Here is a 25,803-nt window from a genome sequence, read left to right on the forward strand (position 1 = left end):
ACTGATAGCCCACTTCGTTGAAAACCAACATGAGTATCGAGACACCAACATAGCCGCCAGCGATAGGAAAGGAGTCAAACAGGTTTAGATTCATTTAGTCCCCTGTGTTATTTGTTAGCTAACCAATGTTATGGACTCCCCTGACCAAATGGCACTATGTGCCATATTACAAGTGCAAACATTCAATCAAAGAGAGTCCGTACATTGTTAATTAAAGCCGTTGGTATCGATTTAGCAAATTAGTTTTTAGTCTTCACTGTGTGGACAAACACGGCAACAGCAAACTAAATAAAAAACAATCTATAAACAGATCTCCATCGCATCGTTATAAGTTAATAAAGGGAGTCAAATTAGAGTCGCCACAGGCTTATATTCATCCACAGCTGTGATGGTGAATATTCTGCAGGTAGGATATTAGATTTTATCTGATCGGGGGCTAGCGTTTTATGCCTTCAACTACTCAATCCGTTTATTAACGATTCATCGCTTTATAAACAACAATATATTGTCTGATTTAACCCCGACGAAGATCGCCACAAATACCAACAATAATTATCGCGGCCCCCTTTTTTGTGCTCCCCTCCAGTGGCTTTGGTCATAAAATGATTTTTTCACCTCATTGTCGACTATTTATTAATGTTGATAAGACACCGTTCCTTGATGTAATTCCGCACGGGAACATACATTGTGGAATTAATGTTCTATTTTCTTTGCCCATTTTTGCTATTATTCATCAACAGATGAATTAATGGAGTTTGAGATGGCAGATAAACCGGGAAGACCCAAAGGAGAGACCCAAACTCGCGCTGCACTCATCGACGCGGCACAAGGATGTTTTCTTCACAACAGCTATGATCGAGTGTCTATTCGCGAACTGGCTCGGCGTGCTGGTGTCGATGCCGCGATGATCCGTTACTACTTTGATTCCAAAGCAGGTTTATTTGAAACCATGGTGAGAGAAACGATTGCCCCCGTGGCCATTGTGTTTAAACATGATGTAAAAAATCAAAAAGACTCTCCAGAAGCACTAATGCGGGCTTATTATCGAATGATGGAAAGAACCCCTGCACTGCCTAGATTAATTTTCCAATCATTGAATCAACAGGATAGTGATGAAGCGTTCACCATTGTATCGAATGTAATTCATGAGATGATCGGTTATGCCGGAGACTGGATTAAGGAATTATCCGATCAACAAAAACTCAATCCACAGCTTGATCCCAAATGGGTACGTTTAAGTTTTATCAGCTTAATGGTCTTTCCACTGATTGCGCCCAAAGTATTACTCAAAGAATTGGATTTACCCCTTAGCGAGTCCATGTTAGACCAACTGCTTGCACACAATATGCTGGTGATGAATCAAGGATTATTCCAAGAGTCATCGATACGAGCTTCAGGATCAGGAGTTTAATGATGAAACGTCTGCTATTTTGGTTACCTATTATGCTTCTATTCGCGGGTTGTTCTGGGGAAGAAGGTAATCGCGCAATGGGGTTAGTTGAACGAGACCGAATGATGCTTTCTGCACCTGTTGCGGAACAGATCCGCTCGGTTTTGGTTGAAGAGGGACAAAAAGTGAACGCTGGAGACTTGTTGCTTCAACTTGATCCCCGGCATGCGCAATGGCTGATTGACCAGCGACAAGCAACCCTAGTCCAAGCACAAGCAAAGCTAAATCAACTGCAAACGGGCACTCGTTTAGAGCAGCTTGCTGCGGCCTATGCCGCGATGCTTGCAGTGCAAGCACAAGCGCAAGATGCAGAAAAAAGCTATCTGCGAATGAAAGATCTTTGGTTTAAAAAAATAGTGGCAAAAGCCGATTTTGATTCTGCCAAAGCAATAAGAGATCAAACGGCAGCGCAATTGACTCAAGCTAAGCAGCAATGGCTTGAGCTTAAAAATGGCACCCGCAGTGAAGAAGTGGCGCAGGCGCAAGCGCAAGCTGACGTAGCACAAGCTTCATTAGCCGATGCACAACAATCTTTAGCCGAGTTAAGCATACGAGCACCCAAAGCGGGAGTGGTAGATGTTTTACCTTGGAAGCTTGGCGACCGCGTCGCGGCCAACATTCAATTAGTGACACTGCTGGCCAGTGACCGACTTTATGCGCGGGTGTATTTGCCTGCCACTGCTTTGGGTAAAATTAGCCAAGGAGACACAGTAGCGGTATGGATTGATGGTCAAGAACAACCTGTCATGGGAACCGTGCGTAACATTCGAAGTACTCCAGCTTTTACGCCCTACTTCGCACTGAACGAGCGAGATCGTGCCCGGTTAATGTATTTAACTGAGATTGACTTACCGAGCGATCAAAACTTACCCATAGGGATTGGTGTCGAGGTTCGATTACCATGAAACAACCCGCATATGTGATCGAAACACAAGGATTAACCCGTCGATTTGGTGATTTAGTCGCGGTAGATCAACTGGATTTACAGGTTACGAAAGGCAGTATTTATGGTTTTCTTGGTCCCAATGGCTGTGGTAAGTCAACACTCATACGGATGTTAACTGGGTTATTAACACCCAGTGCAGGCAAGGCCACTATTTTAGGCTTACCACTGCAAGGTAATGAAGAGTCGCTCAAAAGCCGAATTGGCTATATGACGCAGAAATTTTCCTTGTATGACAATTTAACGGTATTGGAAAATATGCGCTTCGTTGCGGCCATCTATAGTGTTAAAGATAAAACCCGCGTGGCAAGCTTATTGGAACAATATGGCCTCGAGCCGCAACAAAAGCAGTTAGCCGGCACCATGAGCGGTGGACAAAAACAACGCTTGGCGCTGGCGTGCGCCACCATGCACCGCCCTGAACTGCTGTTTCTTGATGAACCTACTTCTGCTGTCGACCCGCAAAATCGACGGGACTTTTGGGAGCACCTGTTTGATCTTAGTGACAGTGGCACAACGATTTTGGTGTCGACGCACTATATGGATGAGGCAGAGCGCTGTCATCAATTGGCCATTTTAGAAAATGGCATCAAACGGGCAAATGGAACCCCGCGTGAGTTAATGCAATCAATGGGGGCCACGGTTATCGAAGTCAGTGGCGATAATATAAGGGAGTTAAAACAAAAACTAACTGCTGTGGACGCGGTTATTTCAGCATCCCAATCTGGTACTCGCTTAAGAGTACTGGTCAATGAGTCTATAACGGAGCCTTTGCAGTTTCTGAGCACTGTTTGTGATCAACATCAGCTTGAAATCGTTCGTCCGAGTCTTGAAGATGTATTTGTCACCAGTACCGGAGGTCGACATGTGGGGTAGATTAGTTGCCATTGTCTTCAAAGAAATGAAACAGCTGTCTCGAGATCGGATGACATTTGGCATGATTGTGATGATCCCATTACTGCAATTAATGTTATTTGGTTATGCCATCAATACCGATATTCGCCATGTGCCCGCTGGCATTATCGACATGAGTCAAACCACCTATAGCCGGGCAATCAAACAGACAGTAATTGCTACGCAAGCAGTTGACTTTAAACATCAATATTACTCTATCGATCAAGCTGAAAAAGCCATTACTAATGGCGAAGTCAAAGCCGTGCTTTATTTACCCGTCGATTTACCTCAACGACTGTTAATTCACCCTGCATTTGATCCAAAACAGGGATCATCGCAAATTACTCGACCCGTTGGACAATGGCTATTGGACGGTTCCGATACCATGGTTGCCGCAACAATCCGATCGCTAAGAAAACTACCACTGGATGAAGTGGCTAACCGCTCAATCACAATGAGTGTACCGACATTTGAAGTGGTTGAATACTTTAATCCAGAGCAGCGCTCAGTGGTCAATATTGTGCCCGGTTTACTGGCGGTGATCCTAACGATGACGATGATTATGTTCACCTCTGCGGCGATTGTTCGTGAGCAAGAGCTGGGAAATATGGAGTTTTTAATTGTAACGCCGGTTCGCCCACTGGAACTTATGCTGGGTAAAATCATTCCGTATATCTTGGTTGGACTCATCCAAGTGGCGATTATTCTCAGTGCTGGACACTGGATATTTTCAGTACCGGTCCGCGGCGGCTTAGATTCGTTACTACTCGCTTCTTTCTTGTTTATCTGCGCCAGTTTAGCATTGGGCTTGGTCATTAGTACCATTGCGAAAACCCAGCTTCAAGCGATGCAGTTAACCATTTTTGTGCTGATGCCATCAATTTTGTTATCTGGATTTATGTTCCCTTATGAAGCTATGCCCATTGGAGCCCAATGGGTAGCGGAAGCTCTGCCTGCAACCCATTTTATTCGTATGGTGCGAGGCATTGTGCTTAGAGAAGCCGAAGTCATGTCACTAGGCCAGGATGCACTGTGGTTACTCGGCTTTACCTGTATTGGGGTGTTGCTAGCGGCCAAGCGTTTTAATAAACATTTATAAATGGCTTAAAGAAGCGGTGAGTGGTGAAACAACTAGGGAGTGTTTATCTTTGGGGCTCACATGTTGTTAAAATAAACCAAGGCTAATCGTGTTTCAAGGGTGACACCGAGTCATTTTAAGCTATTAGCTTGTAATAATTCCCCCTTGCTTATAAATATGTACAACCATTTAGCTGCATTTTTCGGGCGGAATGGGCCTGTAAATTATGTATTGGATTGGTGCTGCGTTATAGATTGCTGATGTAGAAAACCATACTTCATAAGCTCTGCCTTAGACAAAATGGCCACACATTGCAGCAAAATACTCCAAAATTCATCTCAAAAGATCAATAGCTCATAGTCTCTTGGCAAGTAGGTCTTTAGCAGCTGTTATTATACCTTTGTCTTAACGACTGACTATCACATAAGACGTTAACATGGCTAAACGTCTTAGCAAGTAGGTCTTCAACCGAGTCAAACTCATTGACAGTAGAAAGTAAAGACCCGCCCCTGACGAAACTGTTATGATGCAGCAACTTTTATGGCAGTCATTTTCTGGAGCGCCCTTGACACTGAATCAAATTAAACAAGCAATATACGCCCTTTATTTAACCAATAAGTTCGGTATTAAGCTAAAAGGTGATCACACACCCGATGACATGACGAGAATTCGGTTGGAGTATGCAGAAACGCTATTATCTCGCTTGAATATTAGTGTAGAGGTTGAAGGCATTGAGAAGGTTAATCAAGGTGGTCAATATCTTATCGTGTCGAATCATCGAAGTATTATCGATCCATTAATTGTCGAGATTGCTCTAAAGCATAAGGGAATTAACAGTTTATGGATTGCGAAGAAAGAACTTTATAATTCGTTTTTCTTTGGTATGTTTACCAGAAATGCTGGCACAGTATTGCTAGATAGAGAATCAAGTAAAATGAGTTCGTTTTTCACGGACATTAAAAACAAGGTTTCCAAAGGTTACTCTATTAGTGTGTTCGCTGAAGGTACGCGTAACAAGAGTGATGAAACATTGACTGAGTTTAAAGAAGGCGCTCAAATCATCGCGATGAAAAATAGATTGCCGATATTACCAGTATTTATAAAAACCAATGCCAATGAAGTCTTGGGTGAGTCGGTGAAAAATAATACTAAAGATTTAAAAATCATCATCAATATTGGTGACATGATTGATTATAAAGATCGTTCTAAAACACTGCAAGACTCGTATAAGTCGCGGTTTAATCTCCTCTAGCCGTTATGACGTTGACTGTACCCTCTGCACACGCCAATCTATTAAAGTGGTGAAGTTAACAAGCTCAGCGCCTTTGTAACTCAACCGAAAATAGATCGCATACGGTGGCTTACCTTCGCGCAGAACGAGGAATCGTATTTTATTTGGTCATCACGGTGCAATTTATTAAGCTATTAAACTAAAAAGTAAATATGAAAATTGTTATTCGGCATGATTAAAATGAGCAAGGCCTGATGAACGGATCATTGTAATGGCTAGCATTAATGGCTCACTCATTTAGCGTTTAATGCTCAGTATTTTTAAGCCACAATCACCCCGCTTTGCGACTTAAAAAAGATGCTCATGATCAAAAAAAGGCGAACACAAAGACTTGACCTTCAGCCATAGGCTGACCACTTGCGCTACAGTATCAAGAAGGGAGCCCTTCGGCGGGTCTTCGACCTTGCTACTTTCGCAGGTAAACCTTGAGCAACAACAAGATCAACATCGATATTCTTCAAATTGTGAACCCGCCCCCTCACCTGAATGTAATGGTCAAGATCACAGAGAACATTGTTAATTTTGTTTCGAGCGATTGTTGTGTTTTTTGCTATGACCATAAAACTGTTGCACCAGTTGTGTCGCGCCTTTCAAGTTCTGATCTACTTTGGCGGCGTCCGTCAATGCATGGGTTGGTTTAATTGGGTCTTAACGCACCATAAAAAATAATCTGCAATGCTCTGCAGCGTTGTCCTCGATTAGTTGATGACCCATTGACTGATCTTAGATTGGGTCAGTACAACATCTTCAGGCAGACTGGTCATACTAATGCCGCGACCTCGAGATATGTTTCCACTGAACGACAATTAGGTTAACACCAGCAACTGCGTGCAAAAAATGGTCCGCTGGCTTTGAATTTGCCTGCTTCTCGACATAAATAGTGCTCTTTTCTTTAATGGCTTTCAATCCATTGGGTAGTTCTAAAAAATGAGGCATTATCACTCTCTCTAATTGTACTTCCAATTATACTTACTATATTGTTCTGACCAACGAAAGCGGTTACTAGCAATGAATACGGCAAAGAAAAATCTTGCACTTTTAGTCTACCCGTTAAAAAAAGCCGTAGACACAAACCTAATCCATCAAAAATGAAATATTTACAACCACAGCAGTTTATAAAATTTTATTAAAGAGAAATTTAATTAAACTTTAGATTATAAACATCCTGAACCCTTTTTTATTTTACTTCTTGAAGTGCTTTTTTAGTAATCGGTAATATAAAGTGTTCGAGTACAACTCACTCCAAAAAATTAAACCTCGATGTTTTATTAGTGATTTATTATATAAACCACTCCATAGAAATATTAGTTCTTTTTACGTTTATTTTATCGTAAAAAATTGATAATAGTCTAGCCACGACATCGATTTCCACTCTATAATTCAATTTAAATAATAATATTAAAACCTTTAAAAACAGAAAGATATAGTGGTTTACATATATTTTTAGAGTAAATACACTAATTTGTGATTTAGATTATTGAAAATCGTTGATTATAGGAGTAAGTTACTCGCCACTTGATGGTTATTGTTGATACTTGAGATTAGTAATTTTTCACCATCTCAAAAAAATGTACCATTGCTTTTTGCTATAAATACTGCTCGACGTTATTCGAGTTAAGCGATTTTATGCAACTGCAGATAGTATCGATTTAATAAGAGAGATATTTAGCTTGCTAATGTTAAGGCCAATTAAATTTCCAGTTAATAAACCGAATGACGTTAAGTAGAAAACAACTCTGATTATTTTTAAATTATAAGGAAGTGAAATACTATGGGTTTTTTATATAATATGCCAAATATTGAAGGTTGGGGGATCGCGATTGCGGTTCTCTTTACCTTAATGGCTTTCAATGAATTTGCTCGTACTACCCGTTGGGGTGGGATCTCTATGTTTATAGTGCTTCCTATCATCTTGACCATCTTCATTTGGCCAACCACTGCAGCACCTGGTAATGAGTACGGTACAGGCAACTGGTTTAACTGGGTAAAAACCTACTCTTGTCTTGCTGGTGCAATTGGTTTTATGGCCATTCGCTTCATTCCTGGTCTTTCTAAAAATAAGTATGTGTTAATTTTCCCCGCGGCTATTCTTGCTCTTAATATCTTCGAAGCCTGTATTCGTGATTTCCAAGTCTATAGCTATGGTGCATGGGATGGCGAAATCATTAACCAACTTTGGATGATGTCAGGTTCATGGAACATCATGAATGGTATTGCAGGTCTACTTAACATTGTTGCTATTTGTGGTTGGGCTGGAATTATTATTTCAAAAGATAAGTCAAAAGATATGATCTGGCCTGATATGATCTGGCCTTGGATCATTGCTTATGATTTCTGGAATTTCGCTTACACTTATAATTGTATCTCGGATCACTCTTTCTACGCGGGTGTTGTACTGTTACTATCTTGTACTATCCCTGCATTCTTCATCAAGAAAGGTGCTTGGCTACAGCATCGCGCTTCAACATTAGCCTTGTGGATCATGTTTGTCATGTCTGTTCCTCAGTTCGCAGATAAAATTGCACCAGTTCCAACAACGCATGATCCAAAAGCATTCTTCATTGTAAGTTTGGTCGCACTACTGGCAAATGTTGCCCTTGTGGTATACCAGTTTAATAAGATCCGTAAACACAAACTGAATCCTTTAAAAGATGAAATATTCACAGATTCAAAAGACTATAAACTAGTTATTAAAGAAAATACTTAATTAAACTCTTTATAACAAAGACTCAGAGCCCTTCATGAATTTAATTCTTGAAGGGCTTTTTTGTAGCGATTCGATCATTAAAACTAGACGATATCTTTATTTGATAACTCAGTAATCAAATAAAGATATTTTAGCGGGGTATTGCGTCATATTGGTGTTTATTCACATTGTTCCAAAAATACGAGCTAACAGGTTATCTAACCGAGCCGGTTCATCATTGTCTAAAAATTTATGCCACATATGCAACCCCATCGGTGGGTCAAGGCAATAATGTGTTCACCGATGGCCTTAGGTATCTATTCTACAGTTCACTCTTGTCATTGCTTTGATGCGACTCATGTACCGCAACAAGCGGTTGTACTGCCTTGATATTTATAAACATAGGCGTTGACAGTCCAGCTACGCCTCTACTGAAATCCGTAGCAGTGGCCCTATAAACGTGGGACACCCATGCAGATTAGCCGTTGGAATGGGTGCCCATGTATTCCGACATTGGTAATCAGGCGCGCCTCTCTCTTATTCTATATAATTAGCCATACCAGACATAACCGTATCAACATATATCTTCTTTAGCTGTTCCGGTGTACTCGCATCACTAGAAAAACACAGGCGTATGACGGAGCTAAATAGAAGACTCATCAATAAAATAAATTGTTTTAACTGTATCTCATCCTTAGGACGGGCGACTTTGAGTACGCTTTGAAATATTTTGTCGGCTTTGACATTACTTTCTAAGGTCGCAAGATTAACAAGATCGGTATCAATCGACTCAAACCAAATTTGACGTAGTGCCGACTCATTTTTATGTAATAAATAAATATCATCAAAATTATTATTTAGCACCATCTCTAGGTCTTCAAGTGTTTTCAGAGCAATAACATGTTTATCCACGATAAGCTGGATTTTTTCCATAAAATGTTCAGCTAAAGAAAGAATGATTGCTTCTTTATCTGAAAAATATCGATAAATCGAAGCTGGGGATGTATTCGCACGTTTAGCTATATCGGTAATTTTAAGGTTACCGATATTTCTTTCTTCAATTAACCCCTTCACGGCTTCAAGGATTATTGCCACTCGTTCTTTACTACGATTTTGACTAGGATTTTTTCGGTTGGTGGCTTGTTTTAAATTCATCTGATTAAGCTCTTGCTCATAATATAGAATAAATAATTGGCTCAATATAGCATATTAAAAAATCAGATTCAGCTTGGTAATTATGTTGCGGCATTTGAGTAAAAGTGATCTTACAAGTATTAATTAGAGATCTAGAACACAAAATAAACAGAAGTAGAATTTATATTTTGACATTTAGTCGAGAACTCGAGATCATAAAAACGTGACGTTTAATCACGTTTTATGGTTTGGGGATATTGAGCTATTTGATTAACGACTAATTAATCATTTTCACTCATTAAATTACCAACAATAAGCAAAGATTTCACACTACCAACTGTGAATTGTAATGGTCGTTTTTATCCACAAAGGAAGCTTTACTTTAGCTACACAAAATAAAGGAATATATATATGTTTTTTGAAACAATCCCTTGGCAATCTGCGCTTGTTGGTGTGGCAGTCACACTCGCGCTAATTGTGCTCAATGAAATATCTAGACGCAGTAAATGGGCTGCAATATGCTGTTTCATTGTCTTACCGATTATTTTAACCATCTTCGTATGGCCAACAACAGCTGCCGAAGGTACTACTGTAGGCAGTTGGTTTGCTTGGGTTAAAGTTTACTCTTGTCTTGCTGGTGTCATTGGTTTTATGGCTATCCGTTATATTAAAGGTGCAGTTAATAATAAATATTTGTTGTTTTTTCCTGCCTTTATTTTAGGTTTCAATATTTTTGAAGCTGTTATGCGTGAATTCCAGACTTCTGGTTTCAATGGTATGCACGATGGTATGCTTATTATTGGCGGCCAGTGGAACATCCTTAACGCTATTGCGGGTATCTTAAACATCGTTACAATCTGTGGTTGGGCTGGTATCTACATCAGTAAAAATAAATCTCAAGATATGATGTGGCCAGATATGCTTTGGTTCTGGATCATCGCGTATGACCTATGGAACTTTGCTTACGTGTACAACTGTGTACCAGATCATTCATTCTATGCCGGTATGTGTCTACTTCTTTCTTGTACTATTCCGGCCTTCTTTATCAAAAAAGGTGCATGGTTACAGCACAGAGCATCAACACTAGGTTTCTGGATGATGTTTGTAATGACGTTCCCTTCATTCGTAGATACTAGCGCATATGCGGTTAAATCTTCGCATAATACTGATGCAATGTGGTTAATTAGTATTATCAGTATTGCATTTAATCTCGGCGTATTTGTTTACCAGTTTGCTAAAATCCGTAAATTTAAACTGAGTCCTCTTAAAGACGAAATACACACAGATCTTAAAGTTTACCAAGATGTTGCAGCGGTAAATAACTAGATAGTAAATAGATTTTATTTGTTCTATAAATAAAAAAGCCTCTCGATTTTGAGGCTTTTTTGCATGCCAAAAATTTAAATGTGCCAACTAAAAATTGTTACTACGTAGAGCAGACCCAATTGATGACATCCGCATAGACAGTTTCTGTATTCTTCTCATTCAACATTTATTAACGCTCTTGTAGATATAAATGATGCGTTACCTTTTCGCAAAAAAGAAGAAAACCCAAGCGACCCATTTTAATGATGAATTAACAGAATGTTGTTCAACTTTGATTGCGATAGTATTTATCACTATTTAAATGTATAAATTGAACGGGAATTAGCGAAAAATTGAGCTTTAGATGAAAATCGATGAGCATTATGGCAGATTCAAACATCACAAGCGGTTTGATATTAATCAAGGATGAAATGGGATAATTGATGTTAAACGTTAAGCCTTAAACCTTAAGCACACCACTAGGCATTGGCAGATTGTTGCACCTTGTCGCCGTTTTAGCGCTAAATGCTCACTGTATTCTGTTTATTTTTAAGTGGCATAATTATTTTTCCACACAATAGAACTGTCATCAATGTTGCGCAAAACAAAAATGCCTGATTAAGTGGTTATCAATTATCGCCCCGTAATGTTAATGCGATGACCCTGCAATGTAGCGCCAACGGTTACGGCCATGTTTATCTATTGAATGGGAAAAAAGCGACTCATCTCCCCCGTCCGCTTGACCAGATAGAGAACACTAACCATATTCCACCAACGACAGCACTCAGAAATCCAAGTACGCCAAATAACGGCAAACCAAACAAGGTCGGGCCACCATCAACCGTCATCACAATAGAAGAGCCAATAATCATGGCCGCTACAACATTACCTATTGCCACTCGGCTAGCAGCACGGTCAAGTTGATTGCCAAAGGCTTTTAACCTCGTTACATCAACATGTAGCTGAAATCTCCCGCTACGCGCTGAGCGAAAAAGTTGCTGTAAATCATGCGGTAATCCGGTTAACAGTTCGGCGGTACCGACAATAGCTTGCCAACCTCTTTTGGCCATTGCATCTGGTGCATATCGGTCTAACATTAGCTGGTGTAATAATGGCTCTGCTTCAAAAACCATATCAAAGTCAGGATCTAACTGCAGGGCAACGCCTTCAAGCGTTATCAATGCTTTAATCAATATAATTAAATCAGGGGGTAAGTTAAGGCTATATTCTCTAAGTAATGACATCAGCTCAGTAAGCATCATGCCCAAATTGAAGTTCTTTAATGAAACGCCATGATATTTATCAACAAACTCTTCTACTTCAAAAGTAAGATTTTCACAATTTAATGGCGGATCTCCAGCCCAAGTCAGTAATACTTCAACAACTCTAGGCGCATCCAACTCAACCATGCTATGTAAAAGCTGTACCAATTGATGTCGGCGCTCGAAAGACAGTCGTCCAACCATACCAAAATCAATAAATGCAATTCTATTTTCCGGCAGATAAAAAATATTACCTTGATGGGGATCTCCATGATAAAAACCATCAATCAACATCATTTTTAACGCCGCTTGACCGCCATGCTTGGCTAACAATTTTCTATCTAACCCTGTTTTCTCCACAGCTTCGATATTTCGCCCAGAAATACCATCAATAAATTCTTGAACATTGACACGTTCACGGCACCACGGCCAATAAACTTTAGGAATAACGATTTTTGGATCATTATTGAAATTTTTGGCGATCCTTTCAGCATTACGACACTCGGCCAACAAATCCAATTCCCGCCGCAAAGAGTGGGTAAATTGACGTACCACCTCACGAGGTCTAAAACGCCGTAAAGATGTTGACTCGGACTCCATAACTTCAGCAATGCGGGCAAGTAAACGTAAATCGGCCTCCATTATCGGTCGGATACCCGGCCTGCGGACCTTAATAATGACCTCAGTGCCATCTTGTAATCGAGCTCGATGAACTTGCGCAATGGAGGCGGCAGCGAGAGGTTTAGGATCAAATTCGGCAAAAGCCTGTTGCGGGCTACATCCTAGGTCTTCGTGTAACTGTTTACAGATTAATTCAAATGATACCGGAGGAGCTTGATCCTGTAATTTTTCAAATTCAACAATCCACTCTGGAGAAAACAGATCTGAGCGTGTCGCAAGGATCTGTCCTAGTTTAATAAAGGTTGGCCCCATTTCAGCCAGGGCATGACAAAACCTGACTGGTGAATCTACATTGGTTATTTCCGAAGCATACTTCCAATGCAGTGCCTTACCTGCGCCATTAACCACATTCGCTAGGCCAAGTCTTCGCAGCACATCGCCGAAACCATAACGGATTAAGACCGATGCAAGCTCATTAAGTCGACCAATATCTCGCGCGGTACCTAACGTATCCCAAAGCATGGCGCACCTATTTATTCTTATTTGCAGTAGAATTGGATGTTAATTTATCATCCAAGGTTTGTGCAATCCCGTCAAGAAAACCTGCTACTAAAATCTCGGAACATTTACCATCGCCAGCGGTGTGACTATAGCTCCCTTGAAGTAAAAACGGCCAAAGCTGGTTTGGTTTTCGGTTTGAGAAGACCAATGCCAAAGGCGGCCATTGCCACTGCAATGATGGCATTGAGGTAGTTGAAAAAAGCATAGGGCGCGTAGTCAAGTACGTCTACCCCTAGAGTGGCGGTATAAAAGGCACCGGCCGTGGTCCACGGAATAAGGCCTGTGGTCATAGTGGCACCTTCTTCAACTGAGCGCGAAAGAATGGCAGCCTCTAAATTTTGTTGCTCATATTTGGGCTTAAACAGTTGGCAACTTAGAATAATCGAAATATAAGCCTCTCCCATAGCAATGTTACCTAAGAAGCCGGACATAATAGTTGTGGCAATAAGGGTGGCAGTGCGTTGCACTCTTTTTATGATACCGGCTAATAGTGCAGTGAGAAATCCCGCGCCGTGCAAAATTCCGCCTAGCGCGATAGCCATTAAAGCCAGCAGCAAGGTCCAGCTCATGCTGCTAATGCCGCCGCGACCAAGCAAAGCATCTAAACTGGGGATACCCGTTGATTCGGGCGTATTTTCCCACAGCGCATTAAGCACGGAGATAGCACTTTCTTGCTGATAAACAATCGCGATTAGCACGGCGAGTATAATACTGCATGACATAGTCACTTCTGCAGGCACTTTTCTAATGCTCAGTACAGCGAGTAAAATCAGTGGTAATAAGGTGATCAGCGGCGTAAGGCTATAATTGTTGGCTAGTGCCATTTGAATTGAGGTGACTTCTGTTAAGTCTATATTTTGCTCGCCATAGTTCAATCCGATCACTAAAAATATTAAGAAGGTGAGGATAAAGGTGGGCGTTGTGGTAAACAGCATGGAGTAAATGTGTCGATAAATATCGGTGCCAGCACTCATAGCGGCGAGGTTTGTGGTATCTGAAATCGGCGACATTTTATCACCGAAGGTTGCACCGCAGACAATCATACCTGCGACTAAAGGCAGGGGAATATTCATGGCAGAGCCGATGCCAATAAAAACCACGCCTAAGGTGCCGACGGTACCCCAAGATGTTCCGGTTGCTACCGACATCAAGGCGCACAGTAATAAACCGACGGCCAAAAACAAACTTGGACTCAGCCAGCTAAGGCCATAATAAATAAGCGTGGCGATGGTGCCACTGTGCATAAAACTAGCAATCACCATGCCGATCAATATAAATATATAAATGGCAGGCATGGCTCTGGTGAGGGCGCTAGTCATCAACTCGCGTATGTGTATATAGCCGTAGCCAAGACTAAAAACGTTGAGTCCTATCCACAAAAGACACAGAAACATCAGTGTATGCAGACTGATCCCTAAACCAAAAAGTCCTCCTGCAATGGTGATGATAATCACGCTAAAACAGATAAGAGACTGCAAAAAACCAGGGCTACGGGGTAAGTTAGGAGTGATTACAGGCATTGGCACACAGTATGGTAACAATTGGGATGAAGTTGAGTATATCAGTACAGATAATTGGGTAAACTATAAACAAGCAGGATATGAAAAAAAATAAACCTTTCGTCTTTTATAAGCAATGGTTTAGCTACCAAGCAAAGGCCAACTCGAAAGATATATCATCACAGAGTGCTGCACATAATTATTTATAAGCTCATTTACAAGCTCATTTACAGGCACAATGGGTTACATCCTCTACATCCTCCACATACTCAAAAAAGCTGTTGCGCTTGTCGGGTTGAAAATTATGGTTGCGAAATAAATTTAGCCTATTGCCTTAAAAAAAACGTCTACTTTTGTATAAATGACGTACCTAGTATGACCACATACGTTTTTAATCAATATTCACATGGTAAAAATTATCCATTCGTTATCGATTCACAACCTATTGTTGCGGTATCTAATGTAGATACGAATTTTTTACCATGTGAAAGAGGCATTACCATGAATACCCCCCATTCTCAGCCACTTCGTGTTACCTGGGCACTTAAGACAAGCTTTATTGCTGATGCTTTGGCTATGCCGGTACATTGGTATTATCAACCAATGGAAATAGAGCGTGCCTTTACTGGTGGTATTCAACGCTTTGAAGCCGCACCAGAGTTTCACCCCTCATCTATTATGTCATTGCACTCCAAACATAAAGGGGGTCGACAGTCTAATGACAGGTCATCTAAGGGGGATTCATCTAAAGAGCAGCCGCCGCAAGTAATAGGCGATATTATTTTAAAAGATAAGGCGCTGTTTTGGGACCGACCTAATGTGCATTATCATCAAGGCATGCAGGCGGGTGAAAACACCCTAAACGCCCATTGCGCTCGTGTACTGATGCGCAGCTTGGCGAGTTCGCCACAACGCTACGACCGACAAGTATTTGTTAGCGCCTACATTGACTTTATGACGAAGTCCCCCGCCGCTCATCCTGATACTTATGCAGAATCCTACCATAGAGGCTTTTTTGCTAACTTGGCGCAGGGTCGCGAGCCTGAAAATTGTGGCATGATAACGCACGACACCGCATCTATCGGTGCATTGGTGACAATAGCGCCTTTGGTTTTTTCAGAACGACTTAAGGGCATAAGCGAAGCCGAGATAAAGATTGCCTGCCGAGCACATCTGGCCTTAACCCATCCTGATGAATCCTTAATGCAGGTGTGTGATCGCTACGTGCAACTCTTGTGTGGTCTGATGGATGGGCCTGATGAGGCAGGCGTTAAGGCACTTTTACTTGAAGCAAGTAAAGGCTTAACCAGTACTAATTTAGCCGGTCTGTTAAAACGTAACGTGCCCGACAATCAGGTCGTCGGCCAGATATTTTCAAGGGCATGTTATATTTCAGATTCTTGGCCTGTCGTCTTGTATCTAGCCTGTAAATACCAAAATGACCCTTGGCAAGCACTGCGAATCAATACTAACTTAGGCGGTGACAACGTACATCGCGGCATAGTGCTGGGAACCTTGCTTGGATTGCAAAGCGATATTGTGGCCACCAGCTGGTTTGAACAACTGGTAGACCACAAATTGATTGCTCAGGAAATTGAGGCGCTTATCAGCGTGGCAAGCGCTCCCAAACCGTAAGTTCAGACAAGGTATGCTGAAACTTGTGCTGAGTTTCACGGATCACAAACGGCACTTTGCGCGGTTCACCCACTAACGTAAAGTGGCTTGATAGTTGATCTTTCAAGCCATCTAATGTGCTGTAGTTTTCGCCATCTTTTTTGAAACCCCCGATCCACTCTTCCTTGGGGGTATGCTCTTCTAACCACGTATAAGGCGATGCAATAATAAGCAAGCCGCCATCATTGATACGCTGCGCGATATCCGCTAAAAAACGGCTCGGCTGGTAAAGCCTATCAATCAAATTAGCGGCGAGTACTAAATCATAAGCCGTAAATTGAGGTTTAAGGTTACAGGCGTCGCCTTGATGAAATGCGACACGGTTTGCATACGCTTCTAACCCTAGTTCTTGCAGGGTACGAGTATGGTAGCTAACTAATTCGCCTTCTTCGGCACGGGCGTAACGCACTGCGCCTTGCTGCGCCATTTTAGCCGCTAGGCGGGTAAAGTTTGCTGAGAAATCAATACCGTCTACTTCATCGAACTGACGGGCCAACTCAAAACTTGCTCGACCACACGCACAGCCTAAGTCAAGTGCTTTACCGGTGGTTTTGCCCTTCATTGCCTCAAGTGCAATATCAGCTAAGGCTTTAGGAAAATTGTCTACGCCATACCAGGTGTCACCAAAGTGAAACTCTGCATATTCTGACAGAAGCTGATCACTTTCATAGTAAGCCTTAGGAGACATTGCCTCAACTTCGGAGGCAATATAGCGAAATCCGGCGTGCTGCGAAAAGTGACGTCTAAACGCATAACGTGCACTAAGGCGCGCTTCGTTACCACTTGAAATCCATGAACCACCTTTGATTATATTGTGTTTACCATCAAAAGTTGGCGTGGTGAAATCGTCATACAGTGGGTGTACTTTAAAGTTATCGAAGGGATAAATAGGCGTTTCAGTCCATTGCCACACATTGCCCACCACATCAAACCAACTGCCATGTTGATAGCGCGTTACCGGGCAGCATGATGCAAAATGGTCAAGATGCAAGTTTGCATCGGCCGCGCTATTACTCAGCTCTTCAACGCCCGCTAGTGAGCATAGACGATGCCATTCGTCTTCCGTTGGCATCCGAATTTGTTGCCCAGTTTCTACGGTTTTCCATTCACAAAACGCTTTCGCTTCATGGTAGTTAACTTCAGCAGGCCAGTCCCAAGCCATATCAATTTCTTGTGTCATCAGGCGCAAACGCCAACCATTGTGCCAACGCCAAAATACCGGGTGTTTCGCCTCAGTAAACTGCCGCCAAGCCAGGCCTTCATCGCTCCAAAAACGATTTTGCTCATAACCACCGTCCTCAACAAACTCGAGGAACTCTTGATTGCTGACTAAATATTGGCTGGCTTTAAATTCGGCTACCTCTGCCTGATGTTGGCCATATTCGTTGTCCCATCCATAGAAGGCACTATCAAAGGATTTTCCAAGATTAACTGAGCCGGCAGTAACGCTTATCAGTTTGTTTTTTGGCGCTTGGCCAGTATCTTTGCAAGCTGGCCATTGAGGTAATGGCTGGACTTTGGCAAGTTCATGTTGGCGAATGAGAACAGACGACGTCTCAAGGTGAATACGCTCGTGCTCAATACCCATGACGATGGGCCACCAGGTATTTTCCCAATCAATGGGTAGGACAAGGTGCAAGGTATCAATTAATGTTAATACTGTGGCACGCACTTTAGCGCGGTAGTCTTTTACCGCAGAAACACTGGGCCAGTCATAATTGTCTTCAGACAGATCATCCCAGCTCATTTCATCAACACCCACCGCAAAAATTGATTCCATATGAGGATTAATCCGATCGGGTATCAGTTTTGCCAATAGTAGCTTGTTGATGAAAAAAGTGGCCGTATGCCCAAGATAGAAAATAAGCGGGTGGCGCAAGGGTATAGGTTTTTGATAGAAAACAGCATCATCGCGCAAACAATCGAACAGTTGCGTATAGGTATCGAAGGTATTAGTAAAGTAAAGCGCTATTTCTTTGCGCTTATCATCCACGGTGCCGCTGTTCAGTGTAGGAATTCGGCGCAATGATCCAGAGTCAACAAACGTTGCGGATCGTTTAGCCATTTCTTGTGCGTTTTGTATAGGTAAGGTCATCCTGAAACACGTTCCTTTGATTTTTATTCTATAGTCATACGATTTACTACTGGATAAAGGCTCAACTTTTTTACTTTATATTAATATTACCCGTAAAAAAAACAGAAGTTTTGCCGGTGGTTAAACGTCTCAGCCCTGCAGTTTTTTAATGGCTTCGACTAAATAATCTCGTGAGCAACCGAAGTTCAAGCGAAAACAGTCTTTATCACCAAAATCTCTGCCCGCTGATGGACCAACACCTTTGGCTTCACACCAGGCTTGCGTATCGGTGACTTGCAAACCGCTGGCATCAACCCACAGCAAAAAAGTAGCCGCGGGTGAGATTGCTTTTAAACCTTCAATTTTGTTGATTTCAGTCACCAAATAATCGCGATTTTCAGTTAAATACGCCACTTGTTGTTGATGCCACTCATCGCAATGCCTGAAAGCTGCATTAGTAGCGGTAAGGCCTGTAACGGTTACCGATGGTAATCTGCCGCGGGCAGCATGGTTGAAGTCTGCTCTTAATTTTTCGTTTGGAATAATAGCGAAAGACGTACCTAATCCAGCAATATTGAAGGTTTTACTGGCGGCCATTAATGTCACTGAAGACTCAGCCAACTCTGGGTGCGCACTGGCCGGTAGATGTGGCACGTCATCTAAAATTAAATCGCAGTGTATTTCATCCGAGCACAGCATAACGCCATGTTTTCTGCATATTGCTGCAATTGTGTCTAACTCGTCTTGGTTTAAAACTGAGCCGAGCGGATTCATCGGATTACACATAATAAATAAGCTGGCTTTAGGATCCGCGGCAGCCGCTTCTAAGGCATTAAAATCGAGTGTCCAGCGACCTTCCACTTCTATCGAGCCGATACAAGTTCGGTTGAGATGATTAATTGCAGGTGCTGCCAATATCGGAGGATAATTGGGTGTTTGTACGATAATCGTATCCCCTGCTTGGCAATATGCTTGAATAGCCACATTAAATGCGGGCACCACACCCGGAGTCCACACTAGCCAACTAGGATCAATCTTCCAGTTATACTGACGTTGACACCACGCCACAACAGCCTCACTGGCATCGGTATCGTGAGCCGATAAGGTATAACCAAATAAGCCGTCATCAATGCGCTGATGTAAAGCAGATAAAATAGGCTCAGCACAGCGAAACTCAGTATCAGCAATCCACATAGGCAGTATATCGGTACCTTTGTATTTTTCCCATTTATGGGCTTTTGACGATGTGCGGTCTGGTTTATCGCTGAAGTTCATTGCGGGTCCTTTGATCGTTAATTTAGCAGTCTGCAGTAAATAGCCGATTTAGCCTGTTACTATTAACCTTTGGTTTAGGTTAAAACACAAGTCAACATAACCCAAGTACTTGTGGGAATAAAAATGCCCCCCCTTTTTATTCGCCCATTTTATTCGGTATACAAGTGATAACGCTAACGATGACACTCATGGTTAATTTTTATTGGATATTAATCTTGAGGAAGGATAGCTTGCTTTTATAAAGAGGAACTCTTGGGTTTAAAGTCCCAGAATACATAGCCAGCCATTTTTTGAAGTAGCAACATAACCCCTTTCTATTGGAGTTGCGATCACCTTTTATCATTTTCTCAACGAGCAAATTCAACAGGCTGATTTAACCAATGAGCACTCAATTGGCCAATCCATCAGTAATATGGTCGATTTAACACAGCAGAAAAGCTTGATATCAATCAAGCCTAAAAGCACAGAGCAACCGTTCTGTGCTACTTGCTAATATTCTCGTTTTATACAAAGGCATTAAAAAAAGATCGTTTATTAACTATCAAACAACCCCTATCGGCTTAAAATTGGAAATCCGCGCTGTACAGCAATCGATGTTATTTGATTAGGGAATGATGAAGTTTATTACCTAAAACCCCCCCTGAAAGTAAAAATACCAGGTAAATCCAACCGGATAGTGAAAGATTGGCAATAGGTGTGAATAAGGCGCCGACATTACAGCCGTTAGCAAAACGAGTACCGAAGCCCATCAGTAACCCCCCTAAAGCAAAAAGAGCAAATTGTTTCGCAGAATGATTGATTTTAAATGAGAATGAAAATTTACCCATCAGCAGCACCGCGATTAATGTCCCCACTATAAGAGCAAAATTCTGCACTGAAATACTATGCTCGAAAAACGGGGTAGTAAACAAACCGGCTGGTCGAGAAGTAAAGTCAGCAATATCATTTGCGCTCATGCCAAACACCATTAACACTTTACCAAACCAAATACCGAAGGGTGTTGATGCCCCCCATCCTGCACCCGTTGAGACCATCATAATACCGAAGATCAAGGATATCACTAGCGCCGCCGTTTTCATTTCCCATAGATTACCAATCCATCTATGGTAGGTTTCAACACTGAATAAAGTAAAGTGCTGCTGAGTGTGTTTTGGGTGCATTTCTTGACGTACAGTTTCAGCGTCAACACCTAAGAATGACCCTTTCGCATGACGGTAATTTTGATATTTTTTAGCGAAAATAACCACGATCAAAGCAAAAGCGATGCTCACTAGAATTGAAATAAAATAGCCGTTCAAAGGCCCCCAGGTAAACAGATCCGGCAGGTATACCCCTTTGCCAGCAAAACTACTGGAAGAGAATGATGTGGTTGTGATCCATGTTTGTGTCGCCTGCAATGGAAAACCAAAAAACACCCCGGCACCAAAAAAGAATAAGGTCGTCAAAGCACGCGGAATATCGCTCACCAATTCAACCATCACGCCCGTCGCACAGCAGCTTGAAAGGCTCATTCCAGCACCAAACATGACTCCCCCCAACACTAAGCCCAGGTTGATAGGATTAACCCATAAATTATAGCTGCCGGGGTTGGCATTCAGCAGTAAACCCGCATTAATAATGGCGGTAATAACGAACATAAACATTAATGTCTGCAGCAATTGCGTCGAACCACGGCGATACGCACGGTTAACACTACCGGCAAAACCTATAGACCCCTTTGTTAAGACAAAACCAAGGCTCAAACCGAACAATAAACGCAAAAATAGTGATGAACTGTCAAGGAAGACGGCTCCTAAAAGAAGAGAAGCGATGGCGATGACAATACCAAATGAAGCTTGTTTTTTATCCATGGTGATAATCCAGAAGAAATGAAAAGTAGGCATTCATACACTGCGGATTTTTTGAGTTGGTATGAAATGAAGCGCGGATTATTCTCTTACCGTGGATATATGTCCAACCCTTCTTTATAACTTATTGGTCTAAATTCATCGGTATCTTTATATTGGACAAAAAACCGGCTGCAACAAATCAATAATGGATGATTGAGATTTATTCAATGTGCTGTTTTTTTTAATAAAAAATGCCCGTAAAGCGTAACCCTACGGGCTTAATGAAACATTATGAGTTTCTATGAAATAATCAGATGATGGTGACATCATTCCGCCCATATGAAGGACAAGATATTGATACTTAATGTTATAATTAACCTGTAAAATCAAGATACCCCGCTTTATACCCCTACTTATTCTCAGTAGTGCATAAAAAAACACTCTAAGATGTAAACGCCCCCTAAGTAGGTGGGAAACAAAAAGCAAGTCGCTATCCCAGTGGCACATTATCTGTAATAGCCAATATTCGCTCTATCAATCAGTGTCCAATATCGACACCATATATGACCATGTTAATTGCAGAGTTTGTTGAACTTAGCCGATGCCTAACTAAATTAATACATGGCATTGATACAATGAGATATTTAAAAGTAAAGTCGATTGAGCATCAATCATTCAACCTGTTGTAGTCTCATTTAACTCTGAGCTTCGATAGGAGAATTTTTGAAGCAGCAGTAAATTTACTAAAGCCATCTTCATTTTTTGTAAAGCTGCCGTATTTATCATGACTGCCAGAGCCTTTTCTTGCTTCGCCATATTTAGCGTAGGCAAATACAATTTCCTTTGATGCCAGCTCCCCTAAAGATGCTCTAAGACGAGTTACATCTCTATCCGTTATTCCATGCTCAAAAATGCCAGCTTCAAGCTTATCCAACTGAACTATTAGAACTTCTCTAACCGGAGAAATTGCATGATTAAACTCTTTGCGTTTATCTCGACCTAGAGATAATCGATGCCCAAGAACTAAGCCAACAAAAAGGCCAAGTAAACCAGTAAAAGCTTCTAGCACAGTGCCTCCAAGAACATAACGCGTATTATTAAAAATTCCGCTAAATACCCTTATGTATTTTTCAGAACTATCATCGCTATACAGCTTTAATTATTAATATTTTTAGTACGTTATCAGTTTAGTTATATTGAATCAATCAACTTTAAATTAGGGCGAAAACTAGAAATGAAACTATTCTAAATGAAACTATGCCACCCATTTTTTGAACAAATAACATAACTCGTTTTTATGGCTTTGGCGAGGGTTACGCTCGATGTACTCAACTCATCAATTTCAATCAACATGGCTAAAACATTAGCGTTAAATTAGTGGTTTATTCATCATTTGCAGAATTCGGCACAGCAGAAAAAATTGATAGTAGTCAAGTGTAAGGTGAATTGTTATTTGAGGGGGTATTATTACTTAAGCGCACAGCCAGCGCTGACAGTTGCAGCGCCTTGTCGTCGTTTTCGGTCTAAATGTTCACAGTATTCGGTTAAGGCGGGTAATGCTCCAACAGCACCTTTAAATAATGCACCAAATTCAGTTGTGATTTTAAGCCAATTCTCTGCGGGAATGTTTAATCTATTCAGTATGTCCTGGCTGCTTGAGCTAATGGCGCCCCGCTTATCTTCTCGAATTATCCGACCGGTATCTTCAACCAGTACAATGTAGTCTTTGACGCTGAACATGAGCCCGTTAGGCATATTGAGTCTTTCATTACCCACAAACGGTATTAGTTCTGTTGGTTGCTCGCCATTCATTGCTGAATTTATTCGACGTTGAATACTGGTGTAATCTGAGGTTTCTGGGGTTGCGGCCATCATGGCACGAATTGGATTCAAATCAACATAGGCCATACAGGCTAGTGCTGCGGTTTCATCAAGTAGCGCTTGAGACTTAAAGCGTCCTTCCCAGAAGCGGCCTGAGCACTTATCTTCTTTGTTGGCCATTCTGGCGATTGGCTCACTCAGTGAACGCATAAACCAACTGATATCAATTAAGCGCCTACGGTATTCGGTAATGCATTCATTAACCGTTTGAAGTTCAAATTGGTTAAGGTCTTCCTCTTTAAGGTATTTGTGCGTGAGCAACGTGCCCTTAAAGCCTTTGTGCCACTGAATTAACACTTCTTTATCTGACCAGCATTTCGCTTTGTCTGCATCAACCTTTAACACCACATGTAAATGATTACTCATCACGGCATAAGCACAGATATCAATGGCAAAGATGGTCGCTAACTCAAGGATACGTGAATCGACCCACTCACGTCGATGCTCGAAATTCTCACCCGTTGAGTTATCAACCCCACATAAAAATGCCTTACGCACCACTCGTGAACAGCAGTGATAGTAAGGCGTATCTTCTAGGCTAATGATTGTCTGCCTTGGTCTGGCCATCTTTAATTACCATTTTCAAAGGGTAAATAAAGCGTAGTTAAGTGTTTGCTATTTGGCCAGTTGAAGTGGATGGCTATGTTAATTCTCAATCAACATGGCTAAAACATTAGCGTTATATGATCGATTTATCAGTCATCTACGCAATTCAGCACAGCAGAAAATCACGATATCAATCAAGGATAAGGAGAATTGTGGTTTTTGAGGAATTAATGCTTAAGCGCACAGCCAATGCTGGCATTTTGCAGCGCCTTATCTTTGTCGATTTTACTTTTGTCTTGGATTTTGTGGAGGGATAGCTTGCTTGTAATAAAGAGGAACCCGTGGGTTCAAAGTCCTATCTTTCGCCCAATAAAAAGGCCCGCTATAAATAGCGAGCCTTTTTATTTGAATGTGGCGGAGGGATAGGGATTTGAACCCTAGAACGGGATAAACCGTTGCCGGTTTTCAAGACCGGTGCATTCGACCACTCTGCCATCCCTCCGAGCGGGCGAATAATATGATAATGACCCTTTGGTGTAAAGGGTAAATTGCAAATAACCCGTTAAGTGTCTATTAAACACACAAATTAACTTATCATCTGCTGTTCGGTGATTCAAAATGTATTGCGCAGCTAATATTACTCAATGGTATTGACTCACTCAACACCAAAAGCACGCGACTGCGCTATCGGCTATTAAGCTGCGAATATAACAATGGGCTAAGCGAAAACATGATTAAACAGCCGATAACGGCAACTTTGCTTGATTTGATTAGGGTTAATGTTTACCTTTACTGCTAGTAATTTTGCCAATGCCAAGGATAGCGAGATGCTTTCAGAACAAGCATTCGAGATGATAGATATCGTGGCCCGTGTGGGTAGTTTTACCGCCGCAGCCAATAAATTGAATAAAGTGCCGTCTGCGGTGAGTTATGCAATTAAACAAATTGAAGATGACTTAGGGGTAATATTGTTTGAGCGTCACCATCGCAGTGTCAGTTTGACGCCCGCTGGTGAACATTTTGTGGCCCAGTCGCGTGACATTATGACCAAGCTTAATAATATTAAACGTGATACACAAAAAGTGGCTAATGGCTGGCGCCCTTCGTTATCTATTGCGATTGACAATATGGTGCGTGCTGACAAAATCAGTGGCTTAATTGCTGATTTTTATCGCCACTTTACCGACATAGAATTGATTATCCGCTTAGAAGTCTATAATGGAGTGTGGGAGGCTTTGTCCAGCGGCAAAAGCGATATCGCCATTGGTGCAACGTCAAGCATTCCTGTTGGTGGTACATTTAAGTCCCGCCATATGGGGATGATTGAGTGGTCTTTTTTAGTCGGTAAAAACCACCCTTTAGCTATCGCAGAGCATGCATTAACCGATGAAGAGTTATTGCAATATCCGTCAATTTGCCTGCAAGATACCGCCCATAATATTGCCCATCGACCTAATTGGTTGCTGAATAATCAGCGCAGAATTGTGGTACCTGATTGGATCAGAGCGATTAATTGTTTTAGAGAAGGCTTAGGCGTGGGATATATGCCATACCATTTGGCCGATATCTTTATTAAAGCCGGCGCGCTCATAGAAAAACAACTCGCCACACCAAAGCAAGACACAGCCTGCTGTTTAGCCTGGAATAATGCCAACATGAGCCCAGCAATGCAGTGGGTATTAGATCACCTAGGTGATACCGAAAAACTAAAAAAAGAATGGCTTAGTTAATCCTGTTACGCCAAATATGTTTTTTGTAATAGCATTACTTATCAAACCGTATATGTTAAATTAGCAACTA

16 protein-coding genes, 1 tRNA gene and 1 pseudogene are annotated in these 25,803 nt (G+C 41.6%); 9 read left to right on the forward strand and 9 right to left on the reverse strand.

From position 1 onward, the window contains the following. Positions 1 to 760 precede the first annotated feature (760 nt). The 6 genes from AAEY93_RS08860 to AAEY93_RS08885 all read left to right on the forward strand — a co-directional run bounded on the left by AAEY93_RS08860 (position 761) and on the right by AAEY93_RS08885 (position 8,363). Positions 761 to 1,411 (forward strand): TetR/AcrR family transcriptional regulator, encoded by a 651-nt coding sequence (locus AAEY93_RS08860; protein WP_164839492.1) that lies wholly within the window; start codon positions 761 to 763, stop codon positions 1,409 to 1,411. Beyond that, the gene (locus tag AAEY93_RS08865) at positions 1,411 to 2,355 is read left to right on the forward strand and encodes an HlyD family secretion protein (RefSeq protein ID WP_124011600.1); all 945 of its coding nucleotides are present in this window, start codon (positions 1,411 to 1,413) and stop codon (positions 2,353 to 2,355) included. The genes AAEY93_RS08860 and AAEY93_RS08865 overlap by 1 nt, the downstream gene beginning before the upstream one ends. After that, a complete protein-coding gene (locus AAEY93_RS08870; RefSeq protein ID WP_124011601.1) occupies positions 2,352 to 3,269 on the forward strand; it encodes an ABC transporter ATP-binding protein in 918 nt (305 codons plus the stop codon). The genes AAEY93_RS08865 and AAEY93_RS08870 overlap by 4 nt, the downstream gene beginning before the upstream one ends. Continuing rightward, on the forward strand, positions 3,259 to 4,386 hold the full coding sequence (locus AAEY93_RS08875) for an ABC transporter permease (protein ID WP_124011602.1): 1,128 nt from the start codon (positions 3,259 to 3,261) through the stop codon (positions 4,384 to 4,386). The genes AAEY93_RS08870 and AAEY93_RS08875 overlap by 11 nt, the downstream gene beginning before the upstream one ends. Positions 4,387 to 4,888: 502 nt before the next feature. Continuing rightward, entirely contained in the window at positions 4,889 to 5,617 is a 729-nt protein-coding gene (locus AAEY93_RS08880) for a lysophospholipid acyltransferase family protein (RefSeq protein WP_233768540.1), read from the forward strand. A 1,810-nt stretch (positions 5,618 to 7,427) separates the two neighbouring features. Next, entirely contained in the window at positions 7,428 to 8,363 is a 936-nt protein-coding gene (locus AAEY93_RS08885; RefSeq protein WP_124011603.1) for a DUF5692 family protein, read from the forward strand. A 516-nt stretch (positions 8,364 to 8,879) separates the two neighbouring features. Here the strand turns inward: AAEY93_RS08885 and AAEY93_RS08890 are convergent. Continuing rightward, the gene (locus AAEY93_RS08890; protein WP_101031869.1) at positions 8,880 to 9,497 is read right to left on the reverse strand and encodes a TetR/AcrR family transcriptional regulator; all 618 of its coding nucleotides are present in this window, start codon (positions 9,495 to 9,497) and stop codon (positions 8,880 to 8,882) included. A gap of 390 nt (positions 9,498 to 9,887) precedes the next feature. Here AAEY93_RS08890 and AAEY93_RS08895 point away from each other — a divergent pair, with 390 nt between their 5' ends. Then, on the forward strand, positions 9,888 to 10,802 hold the full coding sequence (locus tag AAEY93_RS08895) for a DUF5692 family protein (RefSeq protein WP_351076225.1): 915 nt from the start codon (positions 9,888 to 9,890) through the stop codon (positions 10,800 to 10,802). Positions 10,803 to 11,503: 701 nt separating this feature from the next. Here AAEY93_RS08895 and AAEY93_RS08900 read toward each other — a convergent pair. Both AAEY93_RS08900 and nhaC read right to left on the reverse strand, forming a co-directional pair. Next, positions 11,504 to 13,186 carry an ABC1 kinase family protein gene (locus AAEY93_RS08900; protein ID WP_124011605.1) on the reverse strand — a complete coding sequence of 561 codons (1,683 nt, stop codon included), beginning with the start codon at positions 13,184 to 13,186 and terminating at the stop codon, positions 11,504 to 11,506. A gap of 125 nt (positions 13,187 to 13,311) precedes the next feature. Then, positions 13,312 to 14,745: a Na+/H+ antiporter NhaC gene (nhaC, locus tag AAEY93_RS08905; protein WP_351076228.1), complete on the reverse strand. Its 1,434-nt coding sequence runs from the start codon at positions 14,743 to 14,745 to the stop codon at positions 13,312 to 13,314. Between the two features lie 480 nt (positions 14,746 to 15,225). Here nhaC and AAEY93_RS08910 point away from each other — a divergent pair, with 480 nt between their 5' ends. Then, positions 15,226 to 16,359 (forward strand): ADP-ribosylglycohydrolase family protein, encoded by a 1,134-nt coding sequence (locus AAEY93_RS08910; protein ID WP_351076261.1) that lies wholly within the window; start codon positions 15,226 to 15,228, stop codon positions 16,357 to 16,359. Here the strand turns inward: AAEY93_RS08910 and ovoA are convergent. From ovoA to AAEY93_RS08940, 6 genes and pseudogenes are all read right to left on the reverse strand, one after another. Further along, entirely contained in the window at positions 16,331 to 18,493 is a 2,163-nt protein-coding gene (gene ovoA, locus AAEY93_RS08915) for a 5-histidylcysteine sulfoxide synthase (protein WP_351076231.1), read from the reverse strand. The genes AAEY93_RS08910 and ovoA overlap by 29 nt on opposite strands. A gap of 129 nt (positions 18,494 to 18,622) precedes the next feature. Then, positions 18,623 to 19,747, reverse strand: a complete 1,125-nt coding sequence (locus AAEY93_RS08920) for a MalY/PatB family protein (protein WP_124011607.1) — start codon at positions 19,745 to 19,747, stop codon at positions 18,623 to 18,625. 596 nt (positions 19,748 to 20,343) lie between these two features. Then, a complete protein-coding gene (locus tag AAEY93_RS08925) occupies positions 20,344 to 21,597 on the reverse strand; it encodes a YeeE/YedE family protein (protein ID WP_124011608.1) in 1,254 nt (417 codons plus the stop codon). A gap of 670 nt (positions 21,598 to 22,267) precedes the next feature. Continuing rightward, on the reverse strand, positions 22,268 to 22,645 hold the full coding sequence (locus AAEY93_RS08930) for a hypothetical protein (protein ID WP_124011609.1): 378 nt from the start codon (positions 22,643 to 22,645) through the stop codon (positions 22,268 to 22,270). Between the two features lie 402 nt (positions 22,646 to 23,047). Next, positions 23,048 to 24,024 (reverse strand): annotated as a pseudogene (locus AAEY93_RS08935) (transposase). A gap of 391 nt (positions 24,025 to 24,415) precedes the next feature. Next, positions 24,416 to 24,505: transfer RNA gene (locus AAEY93_RS08940), tRNA-Ser, on the reverse strand. A 325-nt stretch (positions 24,506 to 24,830) separates the two neighbouring features. Between AAEY93_RS08940 and punR the strand changes: the two genes are divergently transcribed. After that, entirely contained in the window at positions 24,831 to 25,733 is a 903-nt protein-coding gene (gene punR / locus AAEY93_RS08945) for a DNA-binding transcriptional activator PunR (RefSeq protein ID WP_101031875.1), read from the forward strand. The last annotated feature ends 70 nt before the right edge of the window (positions 25,734 to 25,803 follow it).

Source organism: Shewanella sp. CAL98-MNA-CIBAN-0140, from assembly GCF_040309905.1.
GTDB classification, from domain to species: Bacteria; Pseudomonadota; Gammaproteobacteria; order Enterobacterales; family Shewanellaceae; genus Shewanella; species Shewanella psychromarinicola.